The sequence below is a fragment of the Deinococcus sp. Marseille-Q6407 genome (assembly GCF_946848805.1).
Taxonomy (GTDB): domain Bacteria; phylum Deinococcota; class Deinococci; order Deinococcales; family Deinococcaceae; genus Deinococcus.
In genome coordinates this window covers 504,189-527,012 of record NZ_CAMPFU010000002.1, presented here as the reverse complement: position 1 = coordinate 527,012, position 22,824 = coordinate 504,189, and the positions used below count along the sequence as shown (strand labels likewise).

The window sequence follows — 22,824 nt, the reverse complement described above, 5'->3', positions numbered from 1 at the left end:
CAGCTTCGGCGGGGGCCGAAGCCGCATTATCGCTGGGAGAAGGTTGACACCCGGCGAGGAGGAACGCCCCAAGCCAGGTGAATAATCGGTACTTTCTGAATTGCATGACTGCCCCTGATTGTATTGGAGCAGCGCTCAATTCGTATAAATTTAAGATCTAGGCTTCTTTTATTGCAGGCCCTTTCCCTCTGCCGTGCCACCCCGGCGCACCACCACACTGGGCGGTGACGCTTCCACGGCCGTCGCCTGAGCCGGAGCCTTGGCGGCGTGTCGGCCTAGGGGCAGGTGGTCGGCCAACGTGCGGGCCGGGGGGACGGGGGCCGGCGAGATGACCGGAGCAGCTTCTGCCCGGGGCGTGGACGGTGTGGTTGTCGCCGGTACTGGCTGGCCTGCCACTGACTGAGCTGAGGCCGGCTGGGGCTGGTCACCGCCGCTCCCTCCGCCCTGGGGCCCACGGTCCGGGCCGGGGGCTTTGCCGGCGCCCTGCAGCAGACCCAGCAGGTTCACACCGGTGGCCGTTTCCACCTGCTCCACCAGCCCGATCACGTTGCGCGGCAGCGTCTGCATGGCGCTCTGGGTGGCTTTGCCGTCGCCGGAATCGATCACGGTGATCCGGTCGATGTCCACCGCCTTCACGCTTTCGGCAAAAGTATCCACAATCGAAGGCAGCATGTTCAGCACGTAAGCGCGTTCGGCGTCTGGGCCAGTTTCGGCAAAAGCGGCGACAATCTGCCGCACCGCTTCGGCGCGGGCGCGGCCTTCTTCGATGATGGGCGCGGCCTCGGCCTGTGCCCGCAGCAGCTCTGCCTCGCGGCGGGCGCGGGCCGGCGCCACGATGTCGGCTTCCAAGCGTTTCTGGTTCAGGATGATGCGCTCTTGCTCCAGCTGCTGCTCGGCTGTGACCTTGGCCCGCTCGGCCGACACCTGCGCCTCGTTCTCGCGGGCGGCCGACTCGGCTTCCAGCTCGGCGCGGCGAATCCGCAGCTCGGTCTGCCGCTCCAGAATCGCCTGCTCGGAAATGGTTCTTGCGATGGTGGCGCGCTGTCGGGCCTGCGCCTCAGCCTCACTGGCCTCGGCGTCGCGGGCGGCCTCGGCGATGCGGGCTTCTTTGAGCACCTCGGCGGTTTGCCGGCGGCCGATGCTGCCCAGGTAGCCGCTCTCGTCGGTCACGTTCTGAATCTTGAGGGTGTCCAGCTTAATGCCGAGGCTGTTGAGGTCGTGCTCGGCCTCTTCCATCAGTGCCTCGGCAAAGCGCAGCCGGTCCTCGTTGATTTCCTCGGGCGTCAGGGTGGCGACCACCCCGCGCAAGTTGCCTTCCAGCGTGTCGCGCACGATGGCGGTCAACTGCTCGCGCGGCATATCCAGAAACCGCTCGATGGCGTTGGACAAAAAAGGCTCGTGGGCATTGACTTTCACGTTGGCCACCGCGTGAATCCTCAGCGGAATGCCGCCCTTGGAATAGGCGTTTTCGATGCCCAGGTCCAGCGGAATGGTGGTCAGGTCCATCCAGCTGGCCTTTTCCAGCACCGGAATGCGGAAGGCCCGCCCGCCGCGAATCACCCGGTAGCCTACCCGGTCACCGGCAGCCGTCGCGCGGCTGCGGCCCGAGATGACCAGCACCCGGTTGGGCGGCACCACGATCAGCATGCTCTGCAGCAAAATCAGCAGGAAGATGATGGCAATCAGGAACAGGCCGCCGATGATCAGGGTGGGAACCATGGTGTCTCCTTAGAGGCGAGGGGAAAGAGTGTGAAGGGGGGAGGGGCGTGGTTCTCGGGAAAAGGGAAAGTGGGGTGACTGGCTCAAGAACAGGGCTTTAGGTTCAGGGCTCTAGGTTCAGGGCATCCGGCCACTGTCCCAGGGCTGAACTTCCAGCACCCCGGCGTCTTCGGCGGTGACGATCACCTGCTGCCCGGCGGTCAGGGCCACCTCGCTGCGGGCGGCCAGCTGTTCTTGCTGCGCCCCCAGTTCCAGCGCCACCCGTCCCAGCCGGCCAGGGTGCAGCGGCACCACCACGGTGCCGACCCGGCCCACCAGGGTGGCCGCCTCGAACGAGACGTTGCCGTGCCGGCGGGCCAGCCGGAAAGCGGACGCAGTGGCGGCGCCGGCCAGTAGCCCGGTGACCAGGGCGGTCAGCAGCTGCACGGTGCCGCTCAGGCCCAGCAGCCGGCCCAGCACCCCCGCCAGCCCGAAAAAGGCCAGGAAAGACACCAGCGCCCGCATGGAAAACCAGGAGGCCAGATTGCCAGAGGACGGGTCGCCGGCGGCGCCGTGCGGCGGGGCGCTCAGGTCAGGGCTGAGGTCGGCGCCCGCGCCCGGGTCAAGGTCCAGATCCAGGTCGCTGCCGTGCCCGCCCAGCAGCGACAGCAGCAGCAGGCCGCCGCCGATAATCAGTGCGAGAAGATAGAAATCCATGTCTGCCGTGTGTCCTCCTGCTGAGGGATACGCGGCGAATGGCCCTAGAGTTTCCGGGCGGGGCTTGCAGAGTTCCCTTACGGCATCAGGCGCTCCAGCGCCCAGCCTTCACCCTGGCGCAGGTATACCAGCCGGTCGTGCATCCGGTTGGGGCGGCCCTGCCAGAACTCCCAGCGCTCCGGCACCAGCCGGAATCCGCCCCAGAAGTCGGGCCGGGGCACCTCCTGGCCCCCGAATTGCTCGTGCAGCGCGGCAAACTTGGCTTCCAGCGCTGCCCGGCTTTCGATAGGCGCGCTCTGCGGCGTACTGGCGAGCGCGGCCAGCTGGCTGTCGTGCGGGCGCTTGTGGAAATAAGCAGTGCTCTCCTCACTGCTGAGGCGCTCGACCCGGCCGCGCACCCGCACCTGCTGCTCCAGGGCGTCCCAGAAAAACAGCATTTCGGCCCGTGGGTTCCCGGCCAGGGCACGGCCTTTTTCCGACTCGTAGCCGGTATAAAAGCTCAGCTGGCCCTGCTCGTCTATGCCGCGCAGCAGCAAGGTCCGCACGCTGGGCTGCCCGCTGGCGTCGGCGGTGGCCAGGACAAAAGCGTAGGGCTCCCGGACCGCGCCACCTTGCAGGGCGGCCTTCAGCCACTCGCTGAACTGCTCAGCGGGGTCGGCCTTCAGCTCGTCCCGGCTCAGAGCGGCGCGGGTGTACGACAGGCGCAGATCGGTGAGATCGGTCATGGACTCAGTCTAGCGGGCTCTGTCTGGCGGGCAGGTGTCTGGCGGGCAGGTGCGGCTGGCTTTAGGGCACTGTCTTCAGGGCACTGTCTTCAGGGCGCCGCCGGCCAGCGGCAGGCGCTCCACCTCACCGGTGCCCCAGTTCACCTCGATCATCAGCTGCGCGGCTTGCCGCATCTGTGGCCGTGGCAGGTCACGGAACACCAGACTGCTGAGGCCCAGGCCGGCTGACGGTCCATTGCCGCTGCTGTCTGGGAAAAACCGCACCATGCCGGTCTGCGGCGCCAGGCGGCCCAGCTCCGCGCCGTTCGCGTCCAGCAGCACCAGGGCGGCGCTCCACTGCCGCGCTGCCGGCCCGGGCGTAGAGGTTGACGCCCAACACCGGGTGGTCTTCCAGCCAGCCGGAAGCCAGACTCTCCAGAGCGCTCAGGGCGATATTCTGCCGCGCAGAGCGGCCAGGCATGCCGGGCCGGCCATACTCGCCCAGGTCGCTGTAGTCCGGTCGGCATTGCCCCCGCAGCAGCTCGGCCGGAAGCGTGACACGCAACTGGCGGTCCGGCGGCCCCCAGCGTTTCCTGCGCCGCAGGAGAGAAGCAGGCCTGCAGATGAGCGGCCCGGTCCGGCCGCAGCAGCGCTTCGGGCCGCTGAGAGGGTACAGGACGCCCGGCCGGCGCACCGAGGGCCGCCGCCAGGACCAATGCTGAGAGTGACATGACCCAGTCTAGGGGCCTCTCAGCTTTCCGGCGAGTGCTGGCTTCCGGCGGTCAGCTGCTGGCACTGCGGGCAGAAATGGGTGCCGCGCTGCCCCAGCACGGTCTTTTCGAGTGGGGTGCCGCAGCGGGGGCACGGCTGGCCGCCCCGGCCATAAGCGGCGTGCTGCACCTGAAACCCGCCCCACTCGCCGCCCAGCTGCCGGTAGTTGCTCACGCCATTGCCCAGGCTGGAGCCGCCTGCGTCCACCGCTTCCCCCAGCACCTCACGGATGGCCCCGTGCAGCCTCTGGGCCTGCTCGGCGCTCAGGCGCTGCTGTGAGGGGTGAATGCGGGCCCGCCACAGTGCCTCGTCGGCGTAGATGTTGCCCACGCCCGCCACCGGCCGCTGGCTCAGCAGCCAGGGCTTGACGGCACCGGCGCGGGCGGCCGCCTCGGTAAACGCGTCCAGCCGGAAGTCGTCCGACAGTGGCTCCGGGCCCATCGCGGCCAGGGTGGGCAGCGCCGCGTACTCGCCGGCCGGCACCACCCGCACTTTGCCAAAGCGCCGGGGGTCATTGAAATAAAGTGGGCCGCTGTCCAGCAGCAGGGTCAGCCGGGTGTGCGGCGTTTCTTCCAGCCGAAAGCCTCCCGTCATCCCCAGATGCACGATCAGTTCACGGTCCGGCTCGGCGCCGGCGTCCGACAGCGGCAGAATCAGGTACTTGCCCCGGCGGCGCGGCTCCAGAATGGTGCGGCCGTGTGCCAGCTCGGTATCCGGGTATTTCTCAGGGTGCCGGTGCTGAATCTCCAGCACGGTCCGGCCGGTCACGATGGGCGCAATGGTGCGGCGGGTGGTTTCCACTTCGGGCAGTTCGGGCATATCAGAAGCAGGCTAGAGCTTCCCGGCCTGAGCGCCTGACGCCCACCCTACAGTTCCCGCCCAGCATTGCCTCTTTCAGGCCTTGTCGCCCAGCCGCCGCTCGGTGCCGGAGGTCAGCCGGGTGATGTTGTCGCGGTGCTGCCAGATCAGCAGCAGCGCCAGAAAGGTCAGAGCGGCGGTGCCGTACCAGGGCGGGGGCAGATGCACCATATAGCTGAAGGCCAGCAGCGCCAGCACGGCGGCCGCCCCGATGATGCTGCCGGCCGAGACGAAGCGGGTCAGCCACATGGTAAAGATGGCCAGCACGAAGGCGAAAAAGCCAATGGCCGGCGAAAGGGTCACCACCGTGCCGAAAGATGTGGCGACCCCTTTGCCGCCCCGCCCCCGCAGAAACACGCTGAAATTGTGCCCGACCACCGCCATCACGCCGCACAGCGCCACCCATTCATGGTCCAGCCCGGCCAGGCGCGCCAGCGTGACGGCCAGCACGCCTTTGAAGATGTCGAAGGTGGCCACGAACGCGGCCGGGCCCTTGCCCAGCGACCGGAGCACGTTGGTGGCGCCGCTGTTGCCGCTGCCGACCGTGCGGATATCCACCCCACGGGCGCGGGCCACCCACGCGGCGGCGGGGACCGCGCCCAGCAGATAACAGAGCGCAACCAGCAGCAAATTGGTGAGGATCACGTCTGACATTCTAAACATGTCGGGTGAAACAGAAGCCTTACCCCGCCTGGGCGTAGACTGCGGGCATATGAAAGTTGCCGTTATGGCCGATATTCACGGCAACCTGGGGGCCCTGCGCGCCGTGCTGCGCGACACTGAAGCCCGGGGCGTGGACCGCATCATCGTCAACGGGGACCTGGTCAACCGTGGCCCCGATTCTGTCGCCGTGATGGAAGAACTGCTGAAGCGCAGCGACGTAAGCTTCGTGCTGGGCAACCACGACGACCTGCTCAAGCTGTGGCAGGAGCGCTCGGAAAACCTGCCGCCCGAGTGGTTTACTGACCCTTTCTGGGAAGCCACCGCCTGGAACGCCGAGACGCTGGACCGGGCCGGGCTGCTGTATGTGCCGCAGCAGTGGAACTTCTCGGAGGTGCTGAAAGCAGACGGCCTGCCGGATGTCCTGATTGCCCACGGCACCACCGCCAACTACCGCGAGGGCCTCAGCGACCGCATGAGCGCGGGGCGGCTGCGTGAGGTGGCCGGGGGGCACCGGGTGGTGGTGGGCTCGCACATTCACCGGCCGGTGGTGCACCGCAGTGGCGACATTCTGGTGCTGAACACCGGCGGGGTAGGCGTCTCGGCCGATGGCGACCCCCGCGCCGCTTACCTGCTGCTTACGGCCACGGCGCAGGGCTGGCAGCCGGAAATTATACGGGTCAGCTACGACCGCCAGAGCAGCCTGCAGCGCTTTGCCGAGAGCGGCTACCTCGCCACTGGCCTGAGCGCCGAGATCTTCCGCCAGGAACTGCTCACCTCGCGCAGTCTCTACACGCCTTACTGGGCCTGGACCGAGGCCGAAGCGCTGCCGCGCAACGAGGCCACCTGGGACCAGTTCATGGCCGGCGACCACAACTGGAGCTGGCCGCCGGCCCGGGTGTAAAGCCGGCCTTAGCCTCGCTTCACTGCCCGCGCCGGCCAGAGTGCCATGCTGAGGTATGAGCAAAGACATGACCCGTGAAGAAGCAGTCCAGAAGGTCGCTGGCCTGATCAAAGACATCAAGTTCTGCATGCTGGTGACCCAGACCGAAGAAGGCCACCTGCACAGCCGCCCGGTGACCACCCAGGAAGAAGATTTTGACGGTGAGCTGTGGTTTATCGGCGGCAAGGACACCGAGTGGGTCAGCGATATCAAGGCCCGCCCCGAAATCAACCTGGCTTACGGCCAGCCCGACGGCCAGAACTACGTGAGCATCTCCGGCCGCGCCGAACTGATCGAAGACCGTGCCAAGCTGGAAGAAGTCTGGAGTGACTTTTACAAGGCTTATTTCCCCAAAGGCATTGACGACCCCAACGTGCAGCTGATCCACGTTGACCCGCACGGCGCCGAGCTGTGGGAAAGCAGCGGCAAGCTGGCTTCTGTCTTCCAGCTCGCCAAGGGCCTGGTCGCCGGCCAGCAGGCGGATATGGGTGACAACAGCACCGTCAAACTGGAAAACTGATCCCTAACTAAGGAAGCACCTGGAGCTGAAGATTTGGCTCCGGGTGCTTCCTTTTTGCCGTTTGGTCCGGCAGTTACTCGTCTTGGCTCTCGACGGTGATCAGTTTGTCGGGCACCGGCGAGTTCAGCACGATGCTGGTGTCACATTGCACGCCCAGGTCTACCAGTTCCATCACCAGGTCGTTGAGGGCGGTGATGTCGGTCACGGCCACCTTGAGCAGCGCGGCGAAGCGCCCGGTCAGGTGGTGGCATTCCAGGACATGGGGGTTTTCCTGGGCCCAGTGGTCCAGCTCGCCGAACTTCTCGCCGGTATCGAACACGCCTACAAAGGCCACCACGCCGTAGCCCAGGGCACCCAGCGACACCACCGCGCCGTAGGAACGAATAACGCCGGCCGCTTCCAGGCGGCTGAGCCGGTCCGAAACAGTGGGCGCCGAGACACCCAGGCGCCGGCCCAGCTCACGGATGCTGAGCCGGGCGTCGTGCTGCAGGGCGTCCACCAGCTGCAGGTCCAGCGAATCGAGTTTCGGCGCGCTGGAGCCGGTTTTGCGTTTGGGGTTGGGGCTGACATCGGTCTTTTTCATAAGGATCCTCGGAATTCTGCTTGAGCTTGGAAGGGGGAAAAGGGAAACAAGGGAACCAGGGCAGCCGGACTGGGCTGCTTCGTATCACTGGCAGCAGCCTCTGAGCCGGTGGCTGCCCGGCACGAGTCAGGCCCCATGGCCCGCGCTTCAGCTTGGCAGAAGAACAGTGGCTGGGGTGACCTACTTTACGATGTGTGAAACAGCTGCCGGAAAAATATACACCCGCTCCGTTCCAGACCGGACAGTATAGCTGAGCTGCCCCCCGGCTTGTGAACCCCTGCCGCGGCCCAGCGGCCCTACTCGCAGGCGGGTGCCCTGTACACTGCCCTGATGACCCAGCCTTCCCAGCTTTTGCCTGTCCCGGTGCTGGCCGTGCCGGCGGCTCTGCGGCGCTTTGCCGGCCAGCGGGTGGTGGCGGCGGTCTCGGGCGGAGCCGACAGTGTGGCGCTGCTGCGCGGGCTGCTGGCGGCCGGAGCACAGCCGCTGGTGGCGCACTTTGACCACGCGCTGCGCCCCGACTCGGCAGAGGACGCGGCCTGGGTGGCGGCGCTGGCCGCAGAGCTGGGCGTGCCCTACGCCGGCGGGCGGGCCGAGGTGGGCCGGGTGGCGCAGCAGCGCGGCTGGAATGTGGAGGCGGCGGCCCGGAGGCTGCGCTATTCGTTCCTGACCCGCACGGCCAAACAGGCAGGTATCGGCACGGTGCTGACCGCCCACACCCGCCGCGATCAGGCCGAAACCGTGCTGCTGCGGCTGCTGCGCGGCGAGGCGGTGTTGACCGGGATCGCTCCGCGCTGGGGTGGGGTGCAGCGTCCACTGCTGGACGTGACGCGGGAGGATGTGGAAGCCTACCTGCGCTCGCTGGGCCAGGACTGGCGCGAGGACGCCACCAACGCCGATACCGCTCTGACGCGGGTATGGCTGCGGCTGGAGGTGCTGCCGCTGCTGCGCTCGCGCTTTCCGGGAGTGGAGGAGGCGCTGGCACGGCAGGCGGTCACCGCTGCTGAGGACGACGTGGCCCTGACCGCGCTGGCGGCGGCTATTCAGCCACACACGCCGCTGGCCGGGCAGCCGGCGGCCGTGCTGCGCCGCTGGCTGCGCGCCGAACTGGGCCGGGCCGGGCTGGAGGTTCACGCCGGGCAGCTGCAGGCGCTGGCCGAAGCCCTGCAAAGCGGCAGCACCCGGCACCTGACCCTGCCGGGCGGGCAGCCGGCGAGTGCGACTGGCAGCCGCCTGGTGCTGCCCGGCACACCGCCGGACTTCAGTGCGCCGGAGTTTGCCTATCCAGCCGAGTGGCAGGCCCGCACGCCGCAGCCGGGCGACCGCATTCGCCTGAGCGGGGGCACCCGCAAACTCAGCGATGTCTTGGCCGAGCGGCGGGTGCCGCGTGAGCAGCGCTCGCAGGTGCCGCTGCTTGCCGCGCCCGACGGGGGGGTGCAGTGGGTGGGCCTGCATCCTCCGGTCTGGGCGGCTGGGGCCCGCGCCCAGACCGCCTGGCATGACCCCCTCTGGGAAGGCATGGAAGCCGCACTGGCACAGGCGCGGGAGGCCGCCGGGGCGCAGGAGGTGCCGGTGGGCGCAGCCGTGCTGGATGCGGGCGGGGCGGTGGTGGGCCTAGGCCGCAACCGCAGCCGCGAACGCGGCGACATGACCCGCCACGCCGAACTGGAAGCCCTGCGGGCGGCGGCCGCTCACCTCGGCACCGCTTACCTGAGCGGCTGCACCCTGGTAGTAACCCTGGAACCCTGCCCGATGTGCCTGGGCGCCGCCCTGGAAGCGCGAGTGGGGCGCATCGTATATGGCGCGGCCAACCCGCGGGCGGGGGCGCTAGGCGGGGTGCATGACCTGCTGGGCCACCACTGGGGCGTGCAGCCGGAGGTGCAGCGCGGCTACCGCGCCGGCGAGTGCGCCCGGCTGCTGCGCGACACCTTCGCTGGTTTCCGGCGCCAGCCCTGAAGTCAGCCGGCGGCGCCTGCCGTAACGCCAAAGTCTGCCAGTTCTTCGGCGCCGGGCCGCTGAAACCAGCCGTCCCAGGCCAGCAGCTGCTCGCGCGACACCTGAAAAGGGTGTTCGCCGCTGGCGTTGCGCCGCTCCAACCGCCGCCATAGCTCATCCAGCGGCAGGTCCAGCACGTGCAGCTGCACCCCCGCACCCAGTTCCAGCGCCCGCTGGCGGTACAGCCCGCGTTCCTGCGGTGTCCACAGGCCATAGTCCAGCACCACATCGGTGCCCAGTTCTAGTGTCCGGCGGGCCACCGACCAGAGCAGCTCGCGCTCCAGCAGGCCGCGTTTGCCGTCTATGTCGTCTACGCCGAACAGCGGTTTCATCCACTCGTCGGGGGTCAGGCACAGGGCGGGGCGGTCGCGCTCCAGCTTTCGGGCGAATGTCATCTTGCCGGCGCCCGGCAGGCCGACCAACAGGTGCAGGGTAGGCATCAGAAGGCCGATGATACGGGGCTGACAAGGGCGGCGCAAGCGCCAGGGCCACGGGCCAGAATCAGCCGCTCTGGGAATAGACCTGGGTACAGAGGCCCGGGAACGCCGCTTCCAGCTCACGCGCCAGTTGCCGCAGGCCCCACAGCTCGGTGCGGCGGTGTCCCAGCGCAGCAACTCCCAGGCCGCAGGCCTGAGCTGCTGCTGCCGCAGAAGGCCGCAGTTGCCCCGTCAGATAGACCTGAACGCCCTGCTGCGCCGCGAAGGTTATCAGTTCCGGGTTCATCGCATTCATCAGCGCCAGCACCAGTGGCGCCTGTGGTTCGGCCGGCAGCCAGGAGGTGTCTTCGCCGCCCAGTTCGCGGTGCAGCGCCGCTTGCAGGCTGGCCCAGTCGGGCTGCGGCGCGGTGGCACGCAGGCCCACCGTGCGGCCCTGCCAGCTCAGTTCGCTCACTTCTGTCCAGCCCAGCCGCGCGGCCAGGCGGTGGTTGGGGCCGGTGGTCAGGTGAAGATCAAAGCCGTCGTGGGCGCCCAGAATGCCCAGCTCAGGCCAGTTGCCACCTGCCCGGCGCGAACGGTGCAAAAACAGAGCGTCGGCGTCCAGGCTGGCAGGCAGGTCGCCCGGTTCCAGGGCAAGAGCCAGGCGGCGAATTGTCTGCGGCCCTCCCGGGCGGCGCAGCGGCTCCGGTTCCTGCAGCTCGCGCTGCAGCCAGGCCGCCAGATCAGACAGGGCAGGAAGGGTCATCTGCCCATCATGCGCCCTTCCTGCCCGGACTTCTCTTGGGTGAACGGACTCAGCTGAACGGGCTCAGCTGAACTGCTTCAGCACGCCTTCTAGCCGTTCCTTCTGCGTTCCGAAATCCGCCACGCGGCGCCGTTCCTCTTCCACCACTTCGGCGGGAGCGTTGGCCACGAAGCGTTCGTTGCTCAGCTTGCCCTGTGCCTGCTTGATCTGCTTCTCGAACTCGGCCAGGCGCTTGCGCTGCTTGCCCAGCCACTCGTCCACGTCCACGGTGCCTTCCAGCGGCACCCGCACGGTTACGCCCTGCTCCACGGCGCTCAGGGTGCGGCCTTCCAGCGCCGGCACCAGTTCCACCCGGGCAATCTGCTGCACCACCCGGGCGTTGCTCTGCACCACGGCCTGCATGTCGCCTTCCACTGCCACATTCAGCCGGTCCTGCGGCGACAGGCCCAGCTCGTTCTTGAGGCTGCGGGCGGCGCTCACGGTGGCGCGCAGGGCGTCAAAGGCGCGAGTGGCCTCGGCGTCATGCAGGGCCTCGTCGCTGCGGGGCCACTCGCTCAGCGCCACCTGACCCTGGTAGCCCAGCGCCTCGTACAGTTCGGAGGTGATGAACGGCATGAAGGGGTGCAGCAGCCCCAGAATCTGCGCCAGCACGGCTTTCAGCACCCGTCCGGTCGCCACGTCGCCGGCGTCCAGGGCCGGTTTGCTGGCCTCGATGTACCAGTCACAGAATTCGTCCCAGGCAAAAGCGTACAGGGTGCGAATCGCTGCGCCGATGTCCAGCTCGTCCAGCTGAGCGCTGGCTGCGGCGCTCACGTCGTTCAGGCGGCTGATGATCCAGCGGTCGGCCAGACCCAGTTCACCGCCGGCTTTCAGCTCCCGCAGCGCCTGCGCCGGGTCTTCCTGCGGCAGGTCCATATTCTGCAGCCGCATCTGGACGAAACGGGCCGCGTTCCAGAGCTTGTTGGCAAAATTGCGGCCCTGCTCGTAGCGGCGGTCGTCGTGCCGGATGTCCTGGCCGCCGGTGCTCAGGAACGCAAAGGCGAAGCGCGAGGCGTCCACCCCGTACTGGTCGAACAGTTCGTTGGGGTCGATGCCGTTGCCCTTGCTCTTGGACATCTTCTGGCCCTTAGCGTCCAGGTATAGCCCGTGCAGCATGATGTCTTTGAAAGGCGCCTGCCCGGTGTGCTCGTAGGCGGCCATCTGCATCCGCGCCACCCAGAAGAACAGGATGTCGTAGCCGGTCACCAGCACCGAGGTGGGGTAGAACTTCTTGAAGTCAGCGCTGCTTTCATCAGGCCAGCCCAGCGTGGAAAAGGGCCACAGGTTACTGGAAAACCAGGTGTCGAACACGTCCGGGTCGCGGCGCAGGTTCAGGTGCGCGTAGCGCGGGTCCTGGTCACAGTCAAGGTCGGGGTTGTCGCGGTCCGGCACGTAGATGTTGCCTTCCTCGTCGTACCACGCCGGGATCTGGTGGCCCCACCACAGCTGCCGGGAGATGTTCCAGTCACGGATGTTCTCCAGCCAGTCGCGGTTGATCTTCTCGTGGCGGGCCGGGGTCAGGCGCATGTCGCCGTTGTCCAGGCCCTGGAGCACCCGCTCGGCCAGCGGCTTCACGTTCACGAACCACTGCTCGCTGATAATCGGCTCCACCGGCACCTTGGTGCGTTCGCTCAGGCCAATGGCAACCTTGTAATCCTGTTCTTCCAGCAGGTCACCGCTCTCGCGCAGGGCACGCACCACCGCCTTGCGGCCCTCGAAGCGTTCCAGGCCGCGGAAGTCTTCCGGCACCAGGTCGCCGCTCAAGTTGCCTGCCAGGTCAATCACGCTGGGCCGGCTCAGGCCGTGGCGCTCGCCCACCTCAAAGTCGGTGGGGTCGTGGGCCGGGGTGATTTTCAGTGCGCCCACGCCGAAGTCCATCTCCACGGCCTCATCCGCGATGATGGGAATCCAGCGCTCGGTCAGCGGCACCCGCGCCTCTGCACCCACCAGATGGCGGAAGCGTTCGTCGTCGGGGTGCACGGCAATCGCCTGGTCGGCAAAGATGGTTTCCGGGCGCACGGTGGCGATGCGGATTTCGCCGGCCTCGCCGTTGCTGGCGGCGGCCTGCGGGTCGCGCAGTTCGTAGCGCAGGGTGTACATCTTGCCCTGGCGGTCCTCACGGGAAATTTCCAGGTCGCTGAGTGTGGTCTGGCTGACCGGGTCCCAGTTCACCATGCGTTCGCCGCGGTAGGCCAGGCCGTCGTGGTACAGGTCCACGAACTGCTTGCGCACCGCGTGGCTGAGGCCTTCGTCCATGGTGAAGCGCTCGCGGGTCCAGTCGGCGCTCACGCCCAAGCGGGTCAGCTGGCTGAGAATCTGCCCGCCAGACTGCCGCTTCCACTCCCAGACTTTCTCCAGGAATTGCTCGCGGCCCAGGTCAAAGCGGCTGACGCCCTGCTCTTTGAGCTGCCGCTCCACCATCACCTGCGTAGAGATGCCGGCGTGGTCCATGCCCGGCAGATACAGCGCCTCGAAACCGGCCATCCGCTTGTAGCGAATCAGGGTGTCGATCAGGGTGTTGTCCAGCGCGTGGCCCAGGTGCAGGCTGCCGGTCACGTTGGGTGGCGGAATCACGATGGTGAAGGGTGGCTTGTCGCTGTGGGCGTCGGCGCGGAACGGCTGCTCGCGCCACAGCCGGGCCCAGCGGGGCTCGGCAGCGCTGGGGTCGAACTGCGCAGGAAGGGCCGAGTCAGGTTGGGTAGAGTCGGGCTGGGTCATAGGGTCTCCTTGAACTTATGGACTTAGAGCGGGAAAGGGGAAGGGAGGATGGGGGTTCAGTTGCGGTAATAGCGTTCGGCGAACTTCTCGGCGTAGTCACGGACTTTTGGCAGGGCGGCGTCCATCTCCCAGTCGAGGTGCACGCTGCCCAGATCCGTGAAGCGGAAGCCGTAAAGTTCGCCGTCGGCGGCATGGGTCCAGACATCCGGGGCGTCCAGCGGGCCGGCGAAAGCGTAGGCGTGGCAGACCTGCCGGGTAAAGCGTTCAGGCAGCTGCGCCTCCCACAGATATGAGCAGAGATACTGCGGCCCGGCGATGTCCAGGCCGGATTCTTCCCACAGCTCGCGCCGGGCGGCCGCTTCGGGGGTTTCGCCCGCCTCCACGCCGCCGGCCGGCACCTGCACGCCAGCGTCGCCGTCAGGAATATGCCGTATCACCAGCAGTTCGCCGCCCAGCACCACAAAGCACATCGCCTTCTCGCGCAGGCCGTGTGCCGCCGCGTGGGCGCGCGCCGCTTCCAGACTGTCAAAAAAAGTCACCATTCAGCAGTTCTCCAGTGGCCCCCACCGCCAGCTTTCCCAGCGGGCTTAGCCGCGCTTGGGCGCTTCCGGGTGCGGACGAGACTGGGGGTCCAGGTCCCGCGGTACCACCGCTGTTCCCTGCTTTATGGGCAGGGCACTCATCATGCGCGGTGACGGGCGCGGGCCGGACGGGTCTAGTCACCTCTGCGCTCACGCGGGGGCTTTCTTCCGTCTGCTCGGGGGTGACTTTGGGCCGGCTGCCGTGTCCGCTGCGGCTTTCAGCCTGGGGCCGCGGCTCTCTGGTGGGCGTGCAGGGGGCCTACTTTCCCCTTCAGTGCATGGGCCGAGTATAGGTGACGGCCGCCGCCCGCGCCAAGTCTGGAAATCTGTCAGGCGGCCTCGCTTAGACTGCTGGATATGATTGCAGGCAATTTCTCGGTGTTTCCCTTCCTATCGGTCCTGCAGATGCTGATGTCTTCGGGACGCACCGGCCTGCTGGAAGTGCAGGGCCGCGCCGGCCTGGGCGAGTTGTGGCTGGAAGAAGGCACCATCATGCATGCGCGGGTGGGACAGCTGGAAGGCGAAAGCGCCATGCAGCTGCTGACCACCACCGAGAGCGGCGAATTCCAGTTCGGGGCCGCGCAGCCGGCACCCGAGCGGAGCCTCTCGCTCTCGGGTGATCTGGCCCTGCGGCAGCTGTTTCAGGAAACCGAGGCCTGGAAACCGCTGCTGGCGCAGTACGGCGACTGGTCACAGCTGATGGGCTTTACCGCACAGTGGAACGACCGGATTTCGGTGAACCGCCGGCAGTTTCAGGTGCTGCGCGGCGTCGAGCGCGGCCTGAGCATCGGAGAGATGCTGGAGCAGGCCGCGCTGCCCCCCCGGCTGCTGCTGAGCACCTTATTTCAGTTCCAGCAGGCTGGCCTGATCGAAGCCCGGGCCTGAACGCCGGCTGGTCGCTGCCTAGCGGCTGAACTCGCGTTCCAGCCACTCGCGGCGGCCACCGGCCACTTCCAACGCTGCGCCGGCCTGGGCCAGAAAACGGTCGGCAGCGGTCCTGGCCTCGTCTGCACTCACGCTGTAAGCGGCTGGGTCGCGCAGCACCTCACGCAGCAGCGCGAAGACCGGCGCGGCGGCAAAGTGCCGGCCGGCCACCTCCACCTCGGCCTCCCAGCCGAGAATCCATTCCAGGGTGTACAGCGCCGGGTCCAGTCCGCACGACCCCGGTGCCAGCACCCCTGGCAGGCTGGGAAAGGTGATGCGGTCCGCGCTCATTCCAGTGCTTCCAACTTGAAGCCGCGCTTGGCTTCCTGTAGCCGGGCAAAAGCCACTGCCGGGTCGTGCGGCGGGCAGATGATGGCGCCTTCCTCGTACCACTGCGGCAGGTACTTCTTGCGCATTTCCAGGCAGGTGACCGGATACAGATCGTAGCCCATCACGTAAGCGTAGGGCACATGCGCAGTGGTGGCGATCAGGTCGGCGGTGTAGACCAGGGTGTCGCCGCCGGACCGCAGCACCACGCCCTGCTGGCCCAGATTGTGTCCCGGCAGCGGCAGCACGCTCACGCCCGGCACGATTTCGCCCTCGCCCTCGACCAGGTCGAAGAGACCCGCGTCGGCAATCGGTTCGATGTAGCCGGCGATATAGCTGGCGCGGCTGCGCTCGTGGGCGTGCCGGGCGTCGTGCAGCTCCTGCTTTTGCACCACGTAGCGGGCGTTGGGGAAAGTGGGGTCGCCGGCCGGGGTCACGTTGCGCCCGGCATGATCGAAATGCAGGTGGGTGTTGATGACGATGTGGATGTCGTCCGGGCTGAGGCCCACGTCGTTCAGCCCCCGGAACACGGTTTCGTCGCGGTCCAGGGCGTACATGTTCTCGAACTTGTCGCCGCCCTGATCCCAGAAGCCGGTTTCCACCAGAATATTGCGGCCGTCCAGCTGAATCAGCAGCGGGTTGATACGCAGGCTGATGCGGTTGAGTTCGTCGGCGGGGTTCAGGTCGTTCCACAGCACTTTGGGAACGGTGCCGAACATGGCGCCTCCGTCCAGACGAAAGTGGCCGTCGGTCAGGGAGGTGACGGTCGTGTCGCCCACCCGCTGCTGAGTTGTCCATGACATGCCAGCAGTCTAGCGCGGCCGGGCCGCCTGGTCTGAGGTTGGGCCGGCACAGAAAATCCCCTCCCAGCCACGTGGGCGGAGAGGGGGAAAAGGGTCAGCAAGTGGAAAAGGGCGTGCTTACATCTGGGCTTCGGTGCGCGGCGGCTCGTGTTCATGGCCCAGCTCGTCGGCGTCCAGGTCCACCTGAGCGGCCGGGTCGTTGTACATGGCGGTGTCCAGCACGCCTTCACGCTGGGCCATCAGGACAGTCACGGCGGCGTCGCCGGTGATGTTCACAGCGGTGCGGGTCATGTCCAGCAGGCGGTCAATGCCGATGATCATGGCGATGCCTTCTACCGGCACGCCCACCTGGGTCAGCACGGTGGCCAGCATCACCAGGCCCACGCCCGGCACGCCGGCGGTGCCCACCGAAGCCAGCACGGCCATCACCACCACCGTGCCCAGCTGAGCCAGGGTCAGGTTGATGTCGTACACCTGCGCGATAAAGATCACGGCCACGCCCTGCATGATGGCGGTGCCGTCCATGTTGATGGTGGCGCCCAGCGGGATGGTAAAGCTGGAAATCTGGTTGGGCACGCCCAGCGCCTCGCGGGTGGTGCGCAGGTTCACCGGAATGGTGGCGTTGGAGCTGGAGGTGGAAAAGGCGAACAGCATCGCCGGGCGCATCTTGCGGATAAAGGTAAAAGGGTTCAGGCCGCTGAAGATTTTCAGCAGCAGCGGGTAGCTGACGAACAGGTGCACCAGCAGCACGACCAGCACGGTCATGAAGTACTTGAGCAGGGGCGCCAGGCTTTCGAAGCCCAGCCGGGCCACCACGCTGGCCATCAGGGCAAAGACCCCGATGGGTGCAAACACCATCACGATGTTCACCAACTGCATCACCACGTGGTTCCAGTCCTCGAAGGCGGCCTTGATGCGCTCGCCCGGCTTGCCCGAGAGCATGATCGCCAGGCCCAGCAAGATGGCGAAAAAGATGATCTGCAGCATGTTGCCTTCGGCCAGTGCGGCCACCGGGTTGCTGGGGATAATGCCCACCAGCACGTCGCTGACCGGCGGAGCCTTGGGGGCCTCGTAGCCGCTGGGCAGCGGCATGTCCACGCCCAGGCCGGGGTTGACGATCTTGGCCCCGATCAGCGCCAGCACGATGGCAAATGCGGTGGTCGCCAGATAGAACAGCATGGTGCCGATGCCCAGCCGGCCCAGCTTGGCCGGGTCGGAGAGCGAGGTGGTGCCCACCACCAGCGAGACGAACACCAGCGGCACCACCAGCAGCTTGAGCGCCGACATGAACAGGTTGCCGACCGTGCCGAACACGTCCTGATTGATGGTGTTCAGCACTGGCAGGCTGGGCGCCAGAAAGTTGAACAGCAGGCCCACGATCAGGCCGGCGATCAGGGCCGTCAGGATCTGGGTGGTCAGAGAGAGATTTTTCCAGGCAGTCATGGGAAAAGAGGTTCTCCTTTGGGGGAGAGTCCAGGCCCCTGGCCGGGCGGCCGGGTGCAGTGCAGGACAGGCGGAAGTGGGGTGCGGCACTCTTTCTTTTTCTCTGCTGGCCGCTGCAGCCTGGAGTGGACGCCGCCAGAATGCGGCTGGGCCAACACAGCTGAACGGATACGGCTGAATGAACAGGGCAGAGCTGGCTAAAAACGCGCCAGGAGCGCCGCAGGGCGGCAGAAACTGTTCTGCACCGGCTCCGGGCCCGCTCTCCGCTCAGAAGCTGAGGTGAGAGAGAAACAAAGCCAAGCTACAGAATGTCAGCACACTATGCGGGAACTTTCCCGGTTCTGTCAATTGCCGTCCCCGCTGGCATGACAATAAAAACCGCTTCCCGCGCTGGCCCGAAGGCCAGGGGAAGCGGCAGAAGCTGGCTTCAAGCAGATTGGATCAGGGGTGTGCCGGTGCCGGCTGGGTGCTCTGTCCGGAAGCCGCCGGCTGAGTGCTCTGGCTGGAGGCCGACTGGGGCAGGTCCGGCGTCTCGGCGTTCTTTTTCTTCGCTGCTTCCCGCTCCTTCTTGGCTTCCTCGGGGGTCATCTGCAGGTCCTGGCTGACCTTGCCGCTGCGGAAGTATTCCAGCGCGGCCCGCAGCTGCCGGTCACCCTGCAGGTCCACGGTGGCCTGCCCCTGCACCGAACTGCGCTCGCGGTGCGGGAACTCGCCGATGTACTTGAACACGCCGTCGCTGTCGGCCTTGGCCTTGACCTCCTGACCGTCTACCACCAGGGTCAGTTCGGTGCCGGGCTTGACGCCGCTGCCGGCGAAGTTCAGCGGAATGGGGAAGCGGGTGTCCTTGACCAAGATGTCGGGCAGGATGCCTTCCTTATTGATGCGGCGGCCGCCCGGCGTCACCCATTCGCTGTTCACGATGGCGACCCGGCCACCGTCGGGGGTGTCGAAAGGCAGCTGGGCCACGCCCTTGCCGAAGGTCTTTTCCCCGATCACGGTGGCCCGCTTCACGTCCTGCAGGGCGCCGCTGACCACCTCGGAAGCGCTGGCGCTGTTGTGGTTCACCAGCACGATCAGCTTGCCGCGGTAGTCGCCGGCGCTGTCGGTGGCCTCGCCGTAGAGGCGATTCACGCCGTCTTTTTGCCGCAGCGAGACGATGGGGCCTTTTTGCATGAACTGGTCGGCCACGTCCACCCCGGCGTTCAGCAGGCCGCCGCCGTTGTCGCGCAGGTCCAGAATCAGTTGGGTCACGCCGCGTGCCTTCATCTGCTGCACTGCCGCGCGGAACTGCTCCGACACCCGCTTGTTGTAGAAGCTGGTCAGGGCGATATAACCCACGCCGCCGTCCAGCACGGCCGTTTCCACGCTGACGTTGGGTACTTCCTTGCGCTTCATGGTGACGGTAAAGGGGTTGCCGTTCCGGGCGAACGTCACCGTGACCGGTGAACCCTGCTTGCCGCGCACCAGTTTGACCAGTTCATTGGTGGTGCTGTTGCGTACGTCTTTGCCGTCCACTTCCAGGAACACGTCGCCCATCTGCACGCCGGCCCCGAACGCTGCGCCGCCCTGGTACACCGTGCCGACCCGCACGCCCTTACCGCTGCGGTCACCCTCCAGCAGCACGCCGATGCCGTAGAACTGGCCTTCGAGGTTGGCGGCGTCAATTTCGTTTTCGGCCGGTTCCTCGTAGTAGGTGAATTCGTCGTTCAGGGCGCCCAGCGCCCCCTGGATGGCGCCGCGCAGCACCGCTTCGTTGTCCACGTCGTACAGATATTCGGTGTTCAGCAGGTTCAGCACCCGCGTGAAGCTGCGCCCCGTAGGAGAACGCAGCAGGTCGGCCGAGGTGTAGCCCGGCATCTGCGCGTAGGCCACGGCGGCGGTGCCGGCCAGCGCACCTGTCAGAAGCAGTACTTGTTTCCTGTTCACCCGGCCAGTGTACGCGCCTGGGGTTAGGCCAGCGCAAGAAAGCCCCCTAGAAGTCAGCCGGGCAAGAAAGCACCAGTGTAAGAACAAGCCCCAGTGTAAGAAAGTCGGCACCGTCCCCTCGGGTATGCTGGGGGCCGTGCCGGCAGCCGCTTCTTCTCCCATTTCTCCCATGATTCAGTTTGACCAGGTCTCGCTGCAGTACCCCGCCACCCGCACGCTGGCCCTCAGCCGCGTCAGTGCCCAGGTTGCCCGCGGCGAGTTCGTGTATCTGATCGGGCATTCGGGGGCGGGCAAAAGCAGCTTTATGAACCTGCTGCTCAAGCGGGCGCTGCCCACCTCCGGTGAGGTGAGCGTGGGCGGCGAGCCGCTGGGCCGCTACCGGGGCGGGCGGGTGGCCCTGCTGCGCCGGCGGATGGGCACCGTTTTTCAGGAGAATATGCTGCTGCCGCACCTCAGCGCCTACGACAACGTGGCCTTCGCGCTGCGGGTGACCGAAGCACCCCGGGTATCGTCGCTGGGCGGCTGGAACGAGCGGGTTAGTGGGGCGCTGCGGCTGGTGGGGCTGGACCATAAGCGGGCCGCGCTGCCGCATCAGCTCTCGCAGGGCGAGCAGCAGCGGGTGGCGATTGCCCGGGCGGCGGTGGGCAGCCCGCCCCTGCTGCTGGCCGACGAACCTACCGGCAACCTGGACCCCGAGAACAGCCACGAGGTGCTGCGGGTGCTGGAAAAGGTGAACGAGCGCGGCACCACCGTGCTGTTTGCCACCCATGCACACGATCTGGTGGACGCCCGGCGGCACCGCACCCTGACCCTGCGCCGCGGCGAACTGGTCCGCGACGACGCCGAAGGTGGGTATCAGCTGTGAAAGGCACTGTGAAGCGCACAGGCGCCAGCGGAGCCGTCACCCCGCGTGAGCACCTGCAAGCGGCGCTGGCGTCCATGCGCGGCAACCGCACCGCCGCGCTTGCCACCCTCACCACCATCACCCTGACGCTGCTGGTGCTGGGTGCGGTGCTGCTGGCCGGACAGAACCTGAACCGCACCCTCTCGGCGCTGGAACGGCAGGTGCAGGTGGCTGCTTTTCTCAGGCCCGGCGCCAACGGCCCGGCGCTGTTGCGGCATGCCCAGGCCTTGCCGGGCGTCACCCACGCCGAGCTGCTGACCCCCGAGCAGGTGCTGGCCGAAATGTCCCGTGACTATCCTTACACCGGGCAGGCAGCGCAACTGGCCGGCAACCCCTTTCCCGCCACCCTGCGCCTGCAGGTCAGCGGGGTAGAGCAAACCCGGGTGGTGGCCGCCGCCGCCGGCACCCTGGACGGCGTGGAATCGGTGGAATACGGCGCCGGCTACGTGGACCAGGCGCTGAATACCGTGCGGACGGTGCGGGCGGCCGGGCTGCTGCTGGCGGGCCTGCTGCTGGCCGGCACCCTGCTGAGCATTCTGAATGCGGTGCAGGTGAGCATGTATGCCCGGCGCAGCGAGATTGACGTGATGCGGCTGCTGGGGGCGCGCCGTTCCTTTATTCAGTGGCCTCACCTGCTTGAAGGCCTGTTGCTGGGGCTGGGCGGCGCTGCCCTGGCCGGGCTGCTGCTGCTGCCGCTGACCGCCCTGCTGACCCAGCGGGCCGCCGCGTTGGTGCCGGCGCTGCCGCTGGTGCAGGGTGCCGGCCCACTGCTGACCCTCTGGCTGGAACTGGCGGCCCTGGGCGCCGGGGTGGGGTTGCTGGGCAGCTGGCTGGCCTCGGGGCGCTACCTGCGGGAGCTGGAGTGAGGCCGCTGTGGCCCAGCCGCCGCTCCCTGGCCGCAGCGGCGCTGAGTGTCTCGCTGGGGCTGGGTCTTCCTCTGGGCCTGGTCTGGGCGCAGCAGGCGGCTCCGGCGCCTGACCCCCTAGCCCAGCAGCTGGTGCAACAGCAGGAGGTGGCCGGGCGCCAGCGGGCCGCGCTGGCCGAACTGCGTGACGCGGCCGCTTCGCTCAGCGCCAGTGAGCAGGCCACTTTGCGCCAACTGGACGACCTGAACGCCGAAATTGACCAGTTGCGGGGCCAGACGGCGTTGCTGGACCTGAAACGCCAGCAGGCCGAAAGCCGCCTGGGCGTCACCGAGCGCGACATTCTGGCCTTGCAGGCGCGGGTGGGGCAGCTGCGCGGCAGTGTGCGGCTGAACCTCGGGGCGCTGTACCGTGGCCGCAGCGGGCAGTATCTGGCGCTGCTGTCCCAGGCCCGGACCCTGCCTGAGCTGGTGCTGCGGCTGCGCTGGGCCAATTACGCCGGCGAGCGGCAGGTGGCGCTGATCCGGGAACTGGACACCGAAGTGGGCCAGCTCCAGGGCGAGCTGGCCAGCCAGACCCAGACCCGCGCCGAGCTACAAGCGGTGCAGGCCCAGCGTGAGCAGGCACTGGCCAGCCTGGCAGACCGGCAGGCCCAGGCCCAGACCCTGCTGGCCCAGCTGCGCCGCACGGCGGCCGGTCAGCGGCTGCTGGCCTTGCAGGGCCGCGCCGAACTGGCCCAGACCGGCCAGAACATCGCCGCGCTGCTGGACCTGACGGCGTCCCAGCAGCAGGCCCTCGAAGCTCAGCGCCGCCGCGAACTGGAAGCCCAGCGCCAGCGTCAGGCTGCGGCCGCCGCGCGGCTCCGCACTGCCGAGGCAGCCAGCACGCCGGGCCGGGCAGTTCCAGCGCCAGCTGCCAAACCAGCTCCGGCCCCCGCCCGTGCGCCTGCCCCGGTTGCGCCAGCTCCGGCGGCCGGGCGCCCGGTTACTGCTCCGGCCCCTGCTGCTCCGGCCCGGCCCACGCCTCCTGCTGTGGGTGCCCGACCACCATCAAATCCGCAGGCAGCCCCGCCGGTAAAGGCCCCGGCTGCGCCCAACCCCCGCCCGGCCGCAAAAGCATCAGCCCCGGCCGCGGCCACCCCTGTCCCGGCGGCCGCACCTGCCCCTGAACTTCCTGCCGAGGTGCCGCCGGTGGTGCTGCCCACCCCACAGCAGCTTTCCGAAGCCCGCACCCAGGCTGAGGCCGACGTGCAGCTGACCGAGGCACAGCTGGCGCCATTGCGTGGTCGGCTGGACGCCCTCACTTTCCCGCTGCCGGGTGGGCAGGTCAGCGAAGCCTATTCGCCGGACAGCCCCTGGGTGGTGATTCGCTCGGGCGGCGAGCGGCAGGCCAGCGCCCCCGCTGAGGGCGTGGTGCTGGCCGTGACTTCTTTCAGCTCGCTGGGCTGGGTGGTGCTGCTGGACCACGGCGGCGGGCTGGTCAGTGCCTCTTTGGGCCTCCGCCAGCCGCAGGTGACGGTGGGCGAACGGCTGGCGGCCGGCGCCCCGCTCGGTGAGATCGGTGGCAGCCCGGTCTTTGGCCCCGATGCCATGGCCTTTCAGGTGAGCCGGGTGAACGGCGAGCAGCGCACGCCCATTCCGCCGCCCTTCTAAACCACCACCCCTCCGG

Annotated in this window: 22 protein-coding genes; 7 read left to right on the top strand and 15 right to left on the bottom strand. The window is 67.6% G+C overall.

The window, feature by feature from the left end:
- Positions 1-168: 168 nt before the first annotated feature.
- From OCI36_RS04600 to plsY, 6 genes are all read right to left on the bottom strand, one after another.
- Positions 169-1,719 carry a flotillin family protein gene (locus tag OCI36_RS04600; protein ID WP_261663901.1) on the bottom strand — a complete coding sequence of 517 codons (1,551 nt, stop codon included), beginning with the start codon at positions 1,717-1,719 and terminating at the stop codon, positions 169-171.
- A gap of 117 nt (positions 1,720-1,836) precedes the next feature.
- A complete protein-coding gene (locus tag OCI36_RS04595; protein ID WP_261663900.1) occupies positions 1,837-2,415 on the bottom strand; it encodes an NfeD family protein in 579 nt (192 codons plus the stop codon).
- A gap of 77 nt (positions 2,416-2,492) precedes the next feature.
- Positions 2,493-3,140 (bottom strand): pyridoxamine 5'-phosphate oxidase, encoded by a 648-nt coding sequence (pdxH, locus tag OCI36_RS04590; RefSeq protein WP_261663899.1) that lies wholly within the window; start codon positions 3,138-3,140, stop codon positions 2,493-2,495.
- Positions 3,141-3,215: 75 nt separating this feature from the next.
- Positions 3,216-3,461, bottom strand: coding sequence for a hypothetical protein (locus OCI36_RS04585; RefSeq protein ID WP_261663898.1), 246 nt, complete (start codon positions 3,459-3,461; stop codon positions 3,216-3,218).
- A 408-nt stretch (positions 3,462-3,869) separates the two neighbouring features.
- The gene (locus OCI36_RS04580) at positions 3,870-4,709 is read right to left on the bottom strand and encodes a DNA-formamidopyrimidine glycosylase (protein ID WP_261663897.1); all 840 of its coding nucleotides are present in this window, start codon (positions 4,707-4,709) and stop codon (positions 3,870-3,872) included.
- 75 nt (positions 4,710-4,784) lie between these two features.
- A complete protein-coding gene (gene plsY, locus OCI36_RS04575; protein WP_261663896.1) occupies positions 4,785-5,402 on the bottom strand; it encodes a glycerol-3-phosphate 1-O-acyltransferase PlsY in 618 nt (205 codons plus the stop codon).
- Between the two features lie 58 nt (positions 5,403-5,460).
- Here plsY and OCI36_RS04570 point away from each other — a divergent pair, with 58 nt between their 5' ends.
- Positions 5,461-6,312 carry a metallophosphoesterase family protein gene (locus OCI36_RS04570; protein WP_261663895.1) on the top strand — a complete coding sequence of 284 codons (852 nt, stop codon included), beginning with the start codon at positions 5,461-5,463 and terminating at the stop codon, positions 6,310-6,312.
- A 55-nt stretch (positions 6,313-6,367) separates the two neighbouring features.
- Complete coding sequence (locus OCI36_RS04565) at positions 6,368-6,871, top strand: pyridoxamine 5'-phosphate oxidase family protein (protein WP_261663894.1); 504 nt, start codon at positions 6,368-6,370, stop codon at positions 6,869-6,871.
- Between the two features lie 73 nt (positions 6,872-6,944).
- Here the strand turns inward: OCI36_RS04565 and OCI36_RS04560 are convergent, their stop codons facing one another.
- Positions 6,945-7,454, bottom strand: a complete 510-nt coding sequence (locus OCI36_RS04560; protein WP_261663893.1) for an Lrp/AsnC family transcriptional regulator — start codon at positions 7,452-7,454, stop codon at positions 6,945-6,947.
- Positions 7,455-7,784: 330 nt separating this feature from the next.
- Between OCI36_RS04560 and tilS the strand changes: the two genes are divergently transcribed.
- Positions 7,785-9,407, top strand: a complete 1,623-nt coding sequence (gene tilS, locus OCI36_RS04555) for a tRNA lysidine(34) synthetase TilS (RefSeq protein ID WP_261663892.1) — start codon at positions 7,785-7,787, stop codon at positions 9,405-9,407.
- 2 nt (positions 9,408-9,409) lie between these two features.
- On the opposite strand, the gene OCI36_RS04550 is transcribed toward tilS, so the two are convergent.
- The 4 genes from OCI36_RS04550 to OCI36_RS04535 all read right to left on the bottom strand — a co-directional run bounded on the left by OCI36_RS04550 (position 9,410) and on the right by OCI36_RS04535 (position 13,927).
- The gene (locus OCI36_RS04550; RefSeq protein ID WP_261663891.1) at positions 9,410-9,886 is read right to left on the bottom strand and encodes an AAA family ATPase; all 477 of its coding nucleotides are present in this window, start codon (positions 9,884-9,886) and stop codon (positions 9,410-9,412) included.
- 61 nt (positions 9,887-9,947) lie between these two features.
- Entirely contained in the window at positions 9,948-10,628 is a 681-nt protein-coding gene (locus tag OCI36_RS04545; RefSeq protein ID WP_261663890.1) for a Nif3-like dinuclear metal center hexameric protein, read from the bottom strand.
- Positions 10,629-10,691: 63 nt separating this feature from the next.
- Complete coding sequence (locus OCI36_RS04540; protein WP_261663888.1) at positions 10,692-13,385, bottom strand: valine--tRNA ligase; 2,694 nt, start codon at positions 13,383-13,385, stop codon at positions 10,692-10,694.
- 56 nt (positions 13,386-13,441) lie between these two features.
- On the bottom strand, positions 13,442-13,927 hold the full coding sequence (locus OCI36_RS04535) for an NUDIX domain-containing protein (RefSeq protein ID WP_261663887.1): 486 nt from the start codon (positions 13,925-13,927) through the stop codon (positions 13,442-13,444).
- A gap of 396 nt (positions 13,928-14,323) precedes the next feature.
- Here OCI36_RS04535 and OCI36_RS04530 point away from each other — a divergent pair, with 396 nt between their 5' ends.
- Positions 14,324-14,851, top strand: coding sequence for a DUF4388 domain-containing protein (locus OCI36_RS04530; RefSeq protein WP_261663886.1), 528 nt, complete (start codon positions 14,324-14,326; stop codon positions 14,849-14,851).
- A gap of 18 nt (positions 14,852-14,869) precedes the next feature.
- On the opposite strand, the gene OCI36_RS04525 is transcribed toward OCI36_RS04530, so the two are convergent.
- The 4 genes from OCI36_RS04525 to OCI36_RS04510 all read right to left on the bottom strand — a co-directional run bounded on the left by OCI36_RS04525 (position 14,870) and on the right by OCI36_RS04510 (position 19,389).
- Positions 14,870-15,181, bottom strand: a complete 312-nt coding sequence (locus OCI36_RS04525) for a hypothetical protein (RefSeq protein WP_261663885.1) — start codon at positions 15,179-15,181, stop codon at positions 14,870-14,872.
- Positions 15,178-16,020, bottom strand: a complete 843-nt coding sequence (locus tag OCI36_RS04520) for an MBL fold metallo-hydrolase (RefSeq protein WP_261663884.1) — start codon at positions 16,018-16,020, stop codon at positions 15,178-15,180. Before OCI36_RS04520 ends, OCI36_RS04525 begins: the two co-directional genes overlap by 4 nt.
- A gap of 117 nt (positions 16,021-16,137) precedes the next feature.
- A complete protein-coding gene (locus tag OCI36_RS04515) occupies positions 16,138-17,463 on the bottom strand; it encodes a dicarboxylate/amino acid:cation symporter (RefSeq protein WP_261663883.1) in 1,326 nt (441 codons plus the stop codon).
- 441 nt (positions 17,464-17,904) lie between these two features.
- Positions 17,905-19,389: a S41 family peptidase gene (locus tag OCI36_RS04510; RefSeq protein WP_261663882.1), complete on the bottom strand. Its 1,485-nt coding sequence runs from the start codon at positions 19,387-19,389 to the stop codon at positions 17,905-17,907.
- A gap of 169 nt (positions 19,390-19,558) precedes the next feature.
- Here OCI36_RS04510 and OCI36_RS04505 point away from each other — a divergent pair, with 169 nt between their 5' ends.
- Genes OCI36_RS04505 through OCI36_RS04495 form a run of 3 tightly spaced genes read left to right on the top strand, consistent with a single transcriptional unit; the run spans position 19,559 to position 22,808 of the window.
- The gene (locus OCI36_RS04505; RefSeq protein WP_261663881.1) at positions 19,559-20,254 is read left to right on the top strand and encodes a cell division ATP-binding protein FtsE; all 696 of its coding nucleotides are present in this window, start codon (positions 19,559-19,561) and stop codon (positions 20,252-20,254) included.
- Complete coding sequence (locus OCI36_RS04500; RefSeq protein WP_261663880.1) at positions 20,251-21,159, top strand: cell division protein FtsX; 909 nt, start codon at positions 20,251-20,253, stop codon at positions 21,157-21,159. The genes OCI36_RS04505 and OCI36_RS04500 overlap by 4 nt, the downstream gene beginning before the upstream one ends.
- Positions 21,156-22,808, top strand: a complete 1,653-nt coding sequence (locus OCI36_RS04495; protein WP_261663879.1) for a peptidoglycan DD-metalloendopeptidase family protein — start codon at positions 21,156-21,158, stop codon at positions 22,806-22,808. The genes OCI36_RS04500 and OCI36_RS04495 overlap by 4 nt, the downstream gene beginning before the upstream one ends.
- Positions 22,809-22,824: the final 16 nt, after the last annotated feature.

Coding starts and splice junctions, on each gene's coding strand:
- OCI36_RS04600 (WP_261663901.1), bottom strand. CDS start 1,719: ATGGTTCCCACCCTGATCATCGGCGGCCTGTTCCTGATTGCCATCATC.
- OCI36_RS04595 (WP_261663900.1), bottom strand. CDS start 2,415: ATGGATTTCTATCTTCTCGCACTGATTATCGGCGGCGGCCTGCTGCTG.
- pdxH (WP_261663899.1), bottom strand. CDS start 3,140: ATGACCGATCTCACCGATCTGCGCCTGTCGTACACCCGCGCCGCTCTG.
- OCI36_RS04580 (WP_261663897.1), bottom strand. CDS start 4,709: ATGCCCGAACTGCCCGAAGTGGAAACCACCCGCCGCACCATTGCGCCC.
- plsY (WP_261663896.1), bottom strand. CDS start 5,402: ATGTCAGACGTGATCCTCACCAATTTGCTGCTGGTTGCGCTCTGTTAT.
- OCI36_RS04570 (WP_261663895.1), top strand. CDS start 5,461: ATGAAAGTTGCCGTTATGGCCGATATTCACGGCAACCTGGGGGCCCTG.
- OCI36_RS04565 (WP_261663894.1), top strand. CDS start 6,368: ATGAGCAAAGACATGACCCGTGAAGAAGCAGTCCAGAAGGTCGCTGGC.
- OCI36_RS04560 (WP_261663893.1), bottom strand. CDS start 7,454: ATGAAAAAGACCGATGTCAGCCCCAACCCCAAACGCAAAACCGGCTCC.
- tilS (WP_261663892.1), top strand. CDS start 7,785: ATGACCCAGCCTTCCCAGCTTTTGCCTGTCCCGGTGCTGGCCGTGCCG.
- OCI36_RS04550 (WP_261663891.1), bottom strand. CDS start 9,886: ATGCCTACCCTGCACCTGTTGGTCGGCCTGCCGGGCGCCGGCAAGATG.
- OCI36_RS04545 (WP_261663890.1), bottom strand. CDS start 10,628: ATGACCCTTCCTGCCCTGTCTGATCTGGCGGCCTGGCTGCAGCGCGAG.
- OCI36_RS04540 (WP_261663888.1), bottom strand. CDS start 13,385: ATGACCCAGCCCGACTCTACCCAACCTGACTCGGCCCTTCCTGCGCAG.
- OCI36_RS04535 (WP_261663887.1), bottom strand. CDS start 13,927: ATGGTGACTTTTTTTGACAGTCTGGAAGCGGCGCGCGCCCACGCGGCG.
- OCI36_RS04530 (WP_261663886.1), top strand. CDS start 14,324: ATGATTGCAGGCAATTTCTCGGTGTTTCCCTTCCTATCGGTCCTGCAG.
- OCI36_RS04525 (WP_261663885.1), bottom strand. CDS start 15,181: ATGAGCGCGGACCGCATCACCTTTCCCAGCCTGCCAGGGGTGCTGGCA.
- OCI36_RS04520 (WP_261663884.1), bottom strand. CDS start 16,020: ATGTCATGGACAACTCAGCAGCGGGTGGGCGACACGACCGTCACCTCC.
- OCI36_RS04515 (WP_261663883.1), bottom strand. CDS start 17,463: ATGACTGCCTGGAAAAATCTCTCTCTGACCACCCAGATCCTGACGGCC.
- OCI36_RS04505 (WP_261663881.1), top strand. CDS start 19,559: ATGATTCAGTTTGACCAGGTCTCGCTGCAGTACCCCGCCACCCGCACG.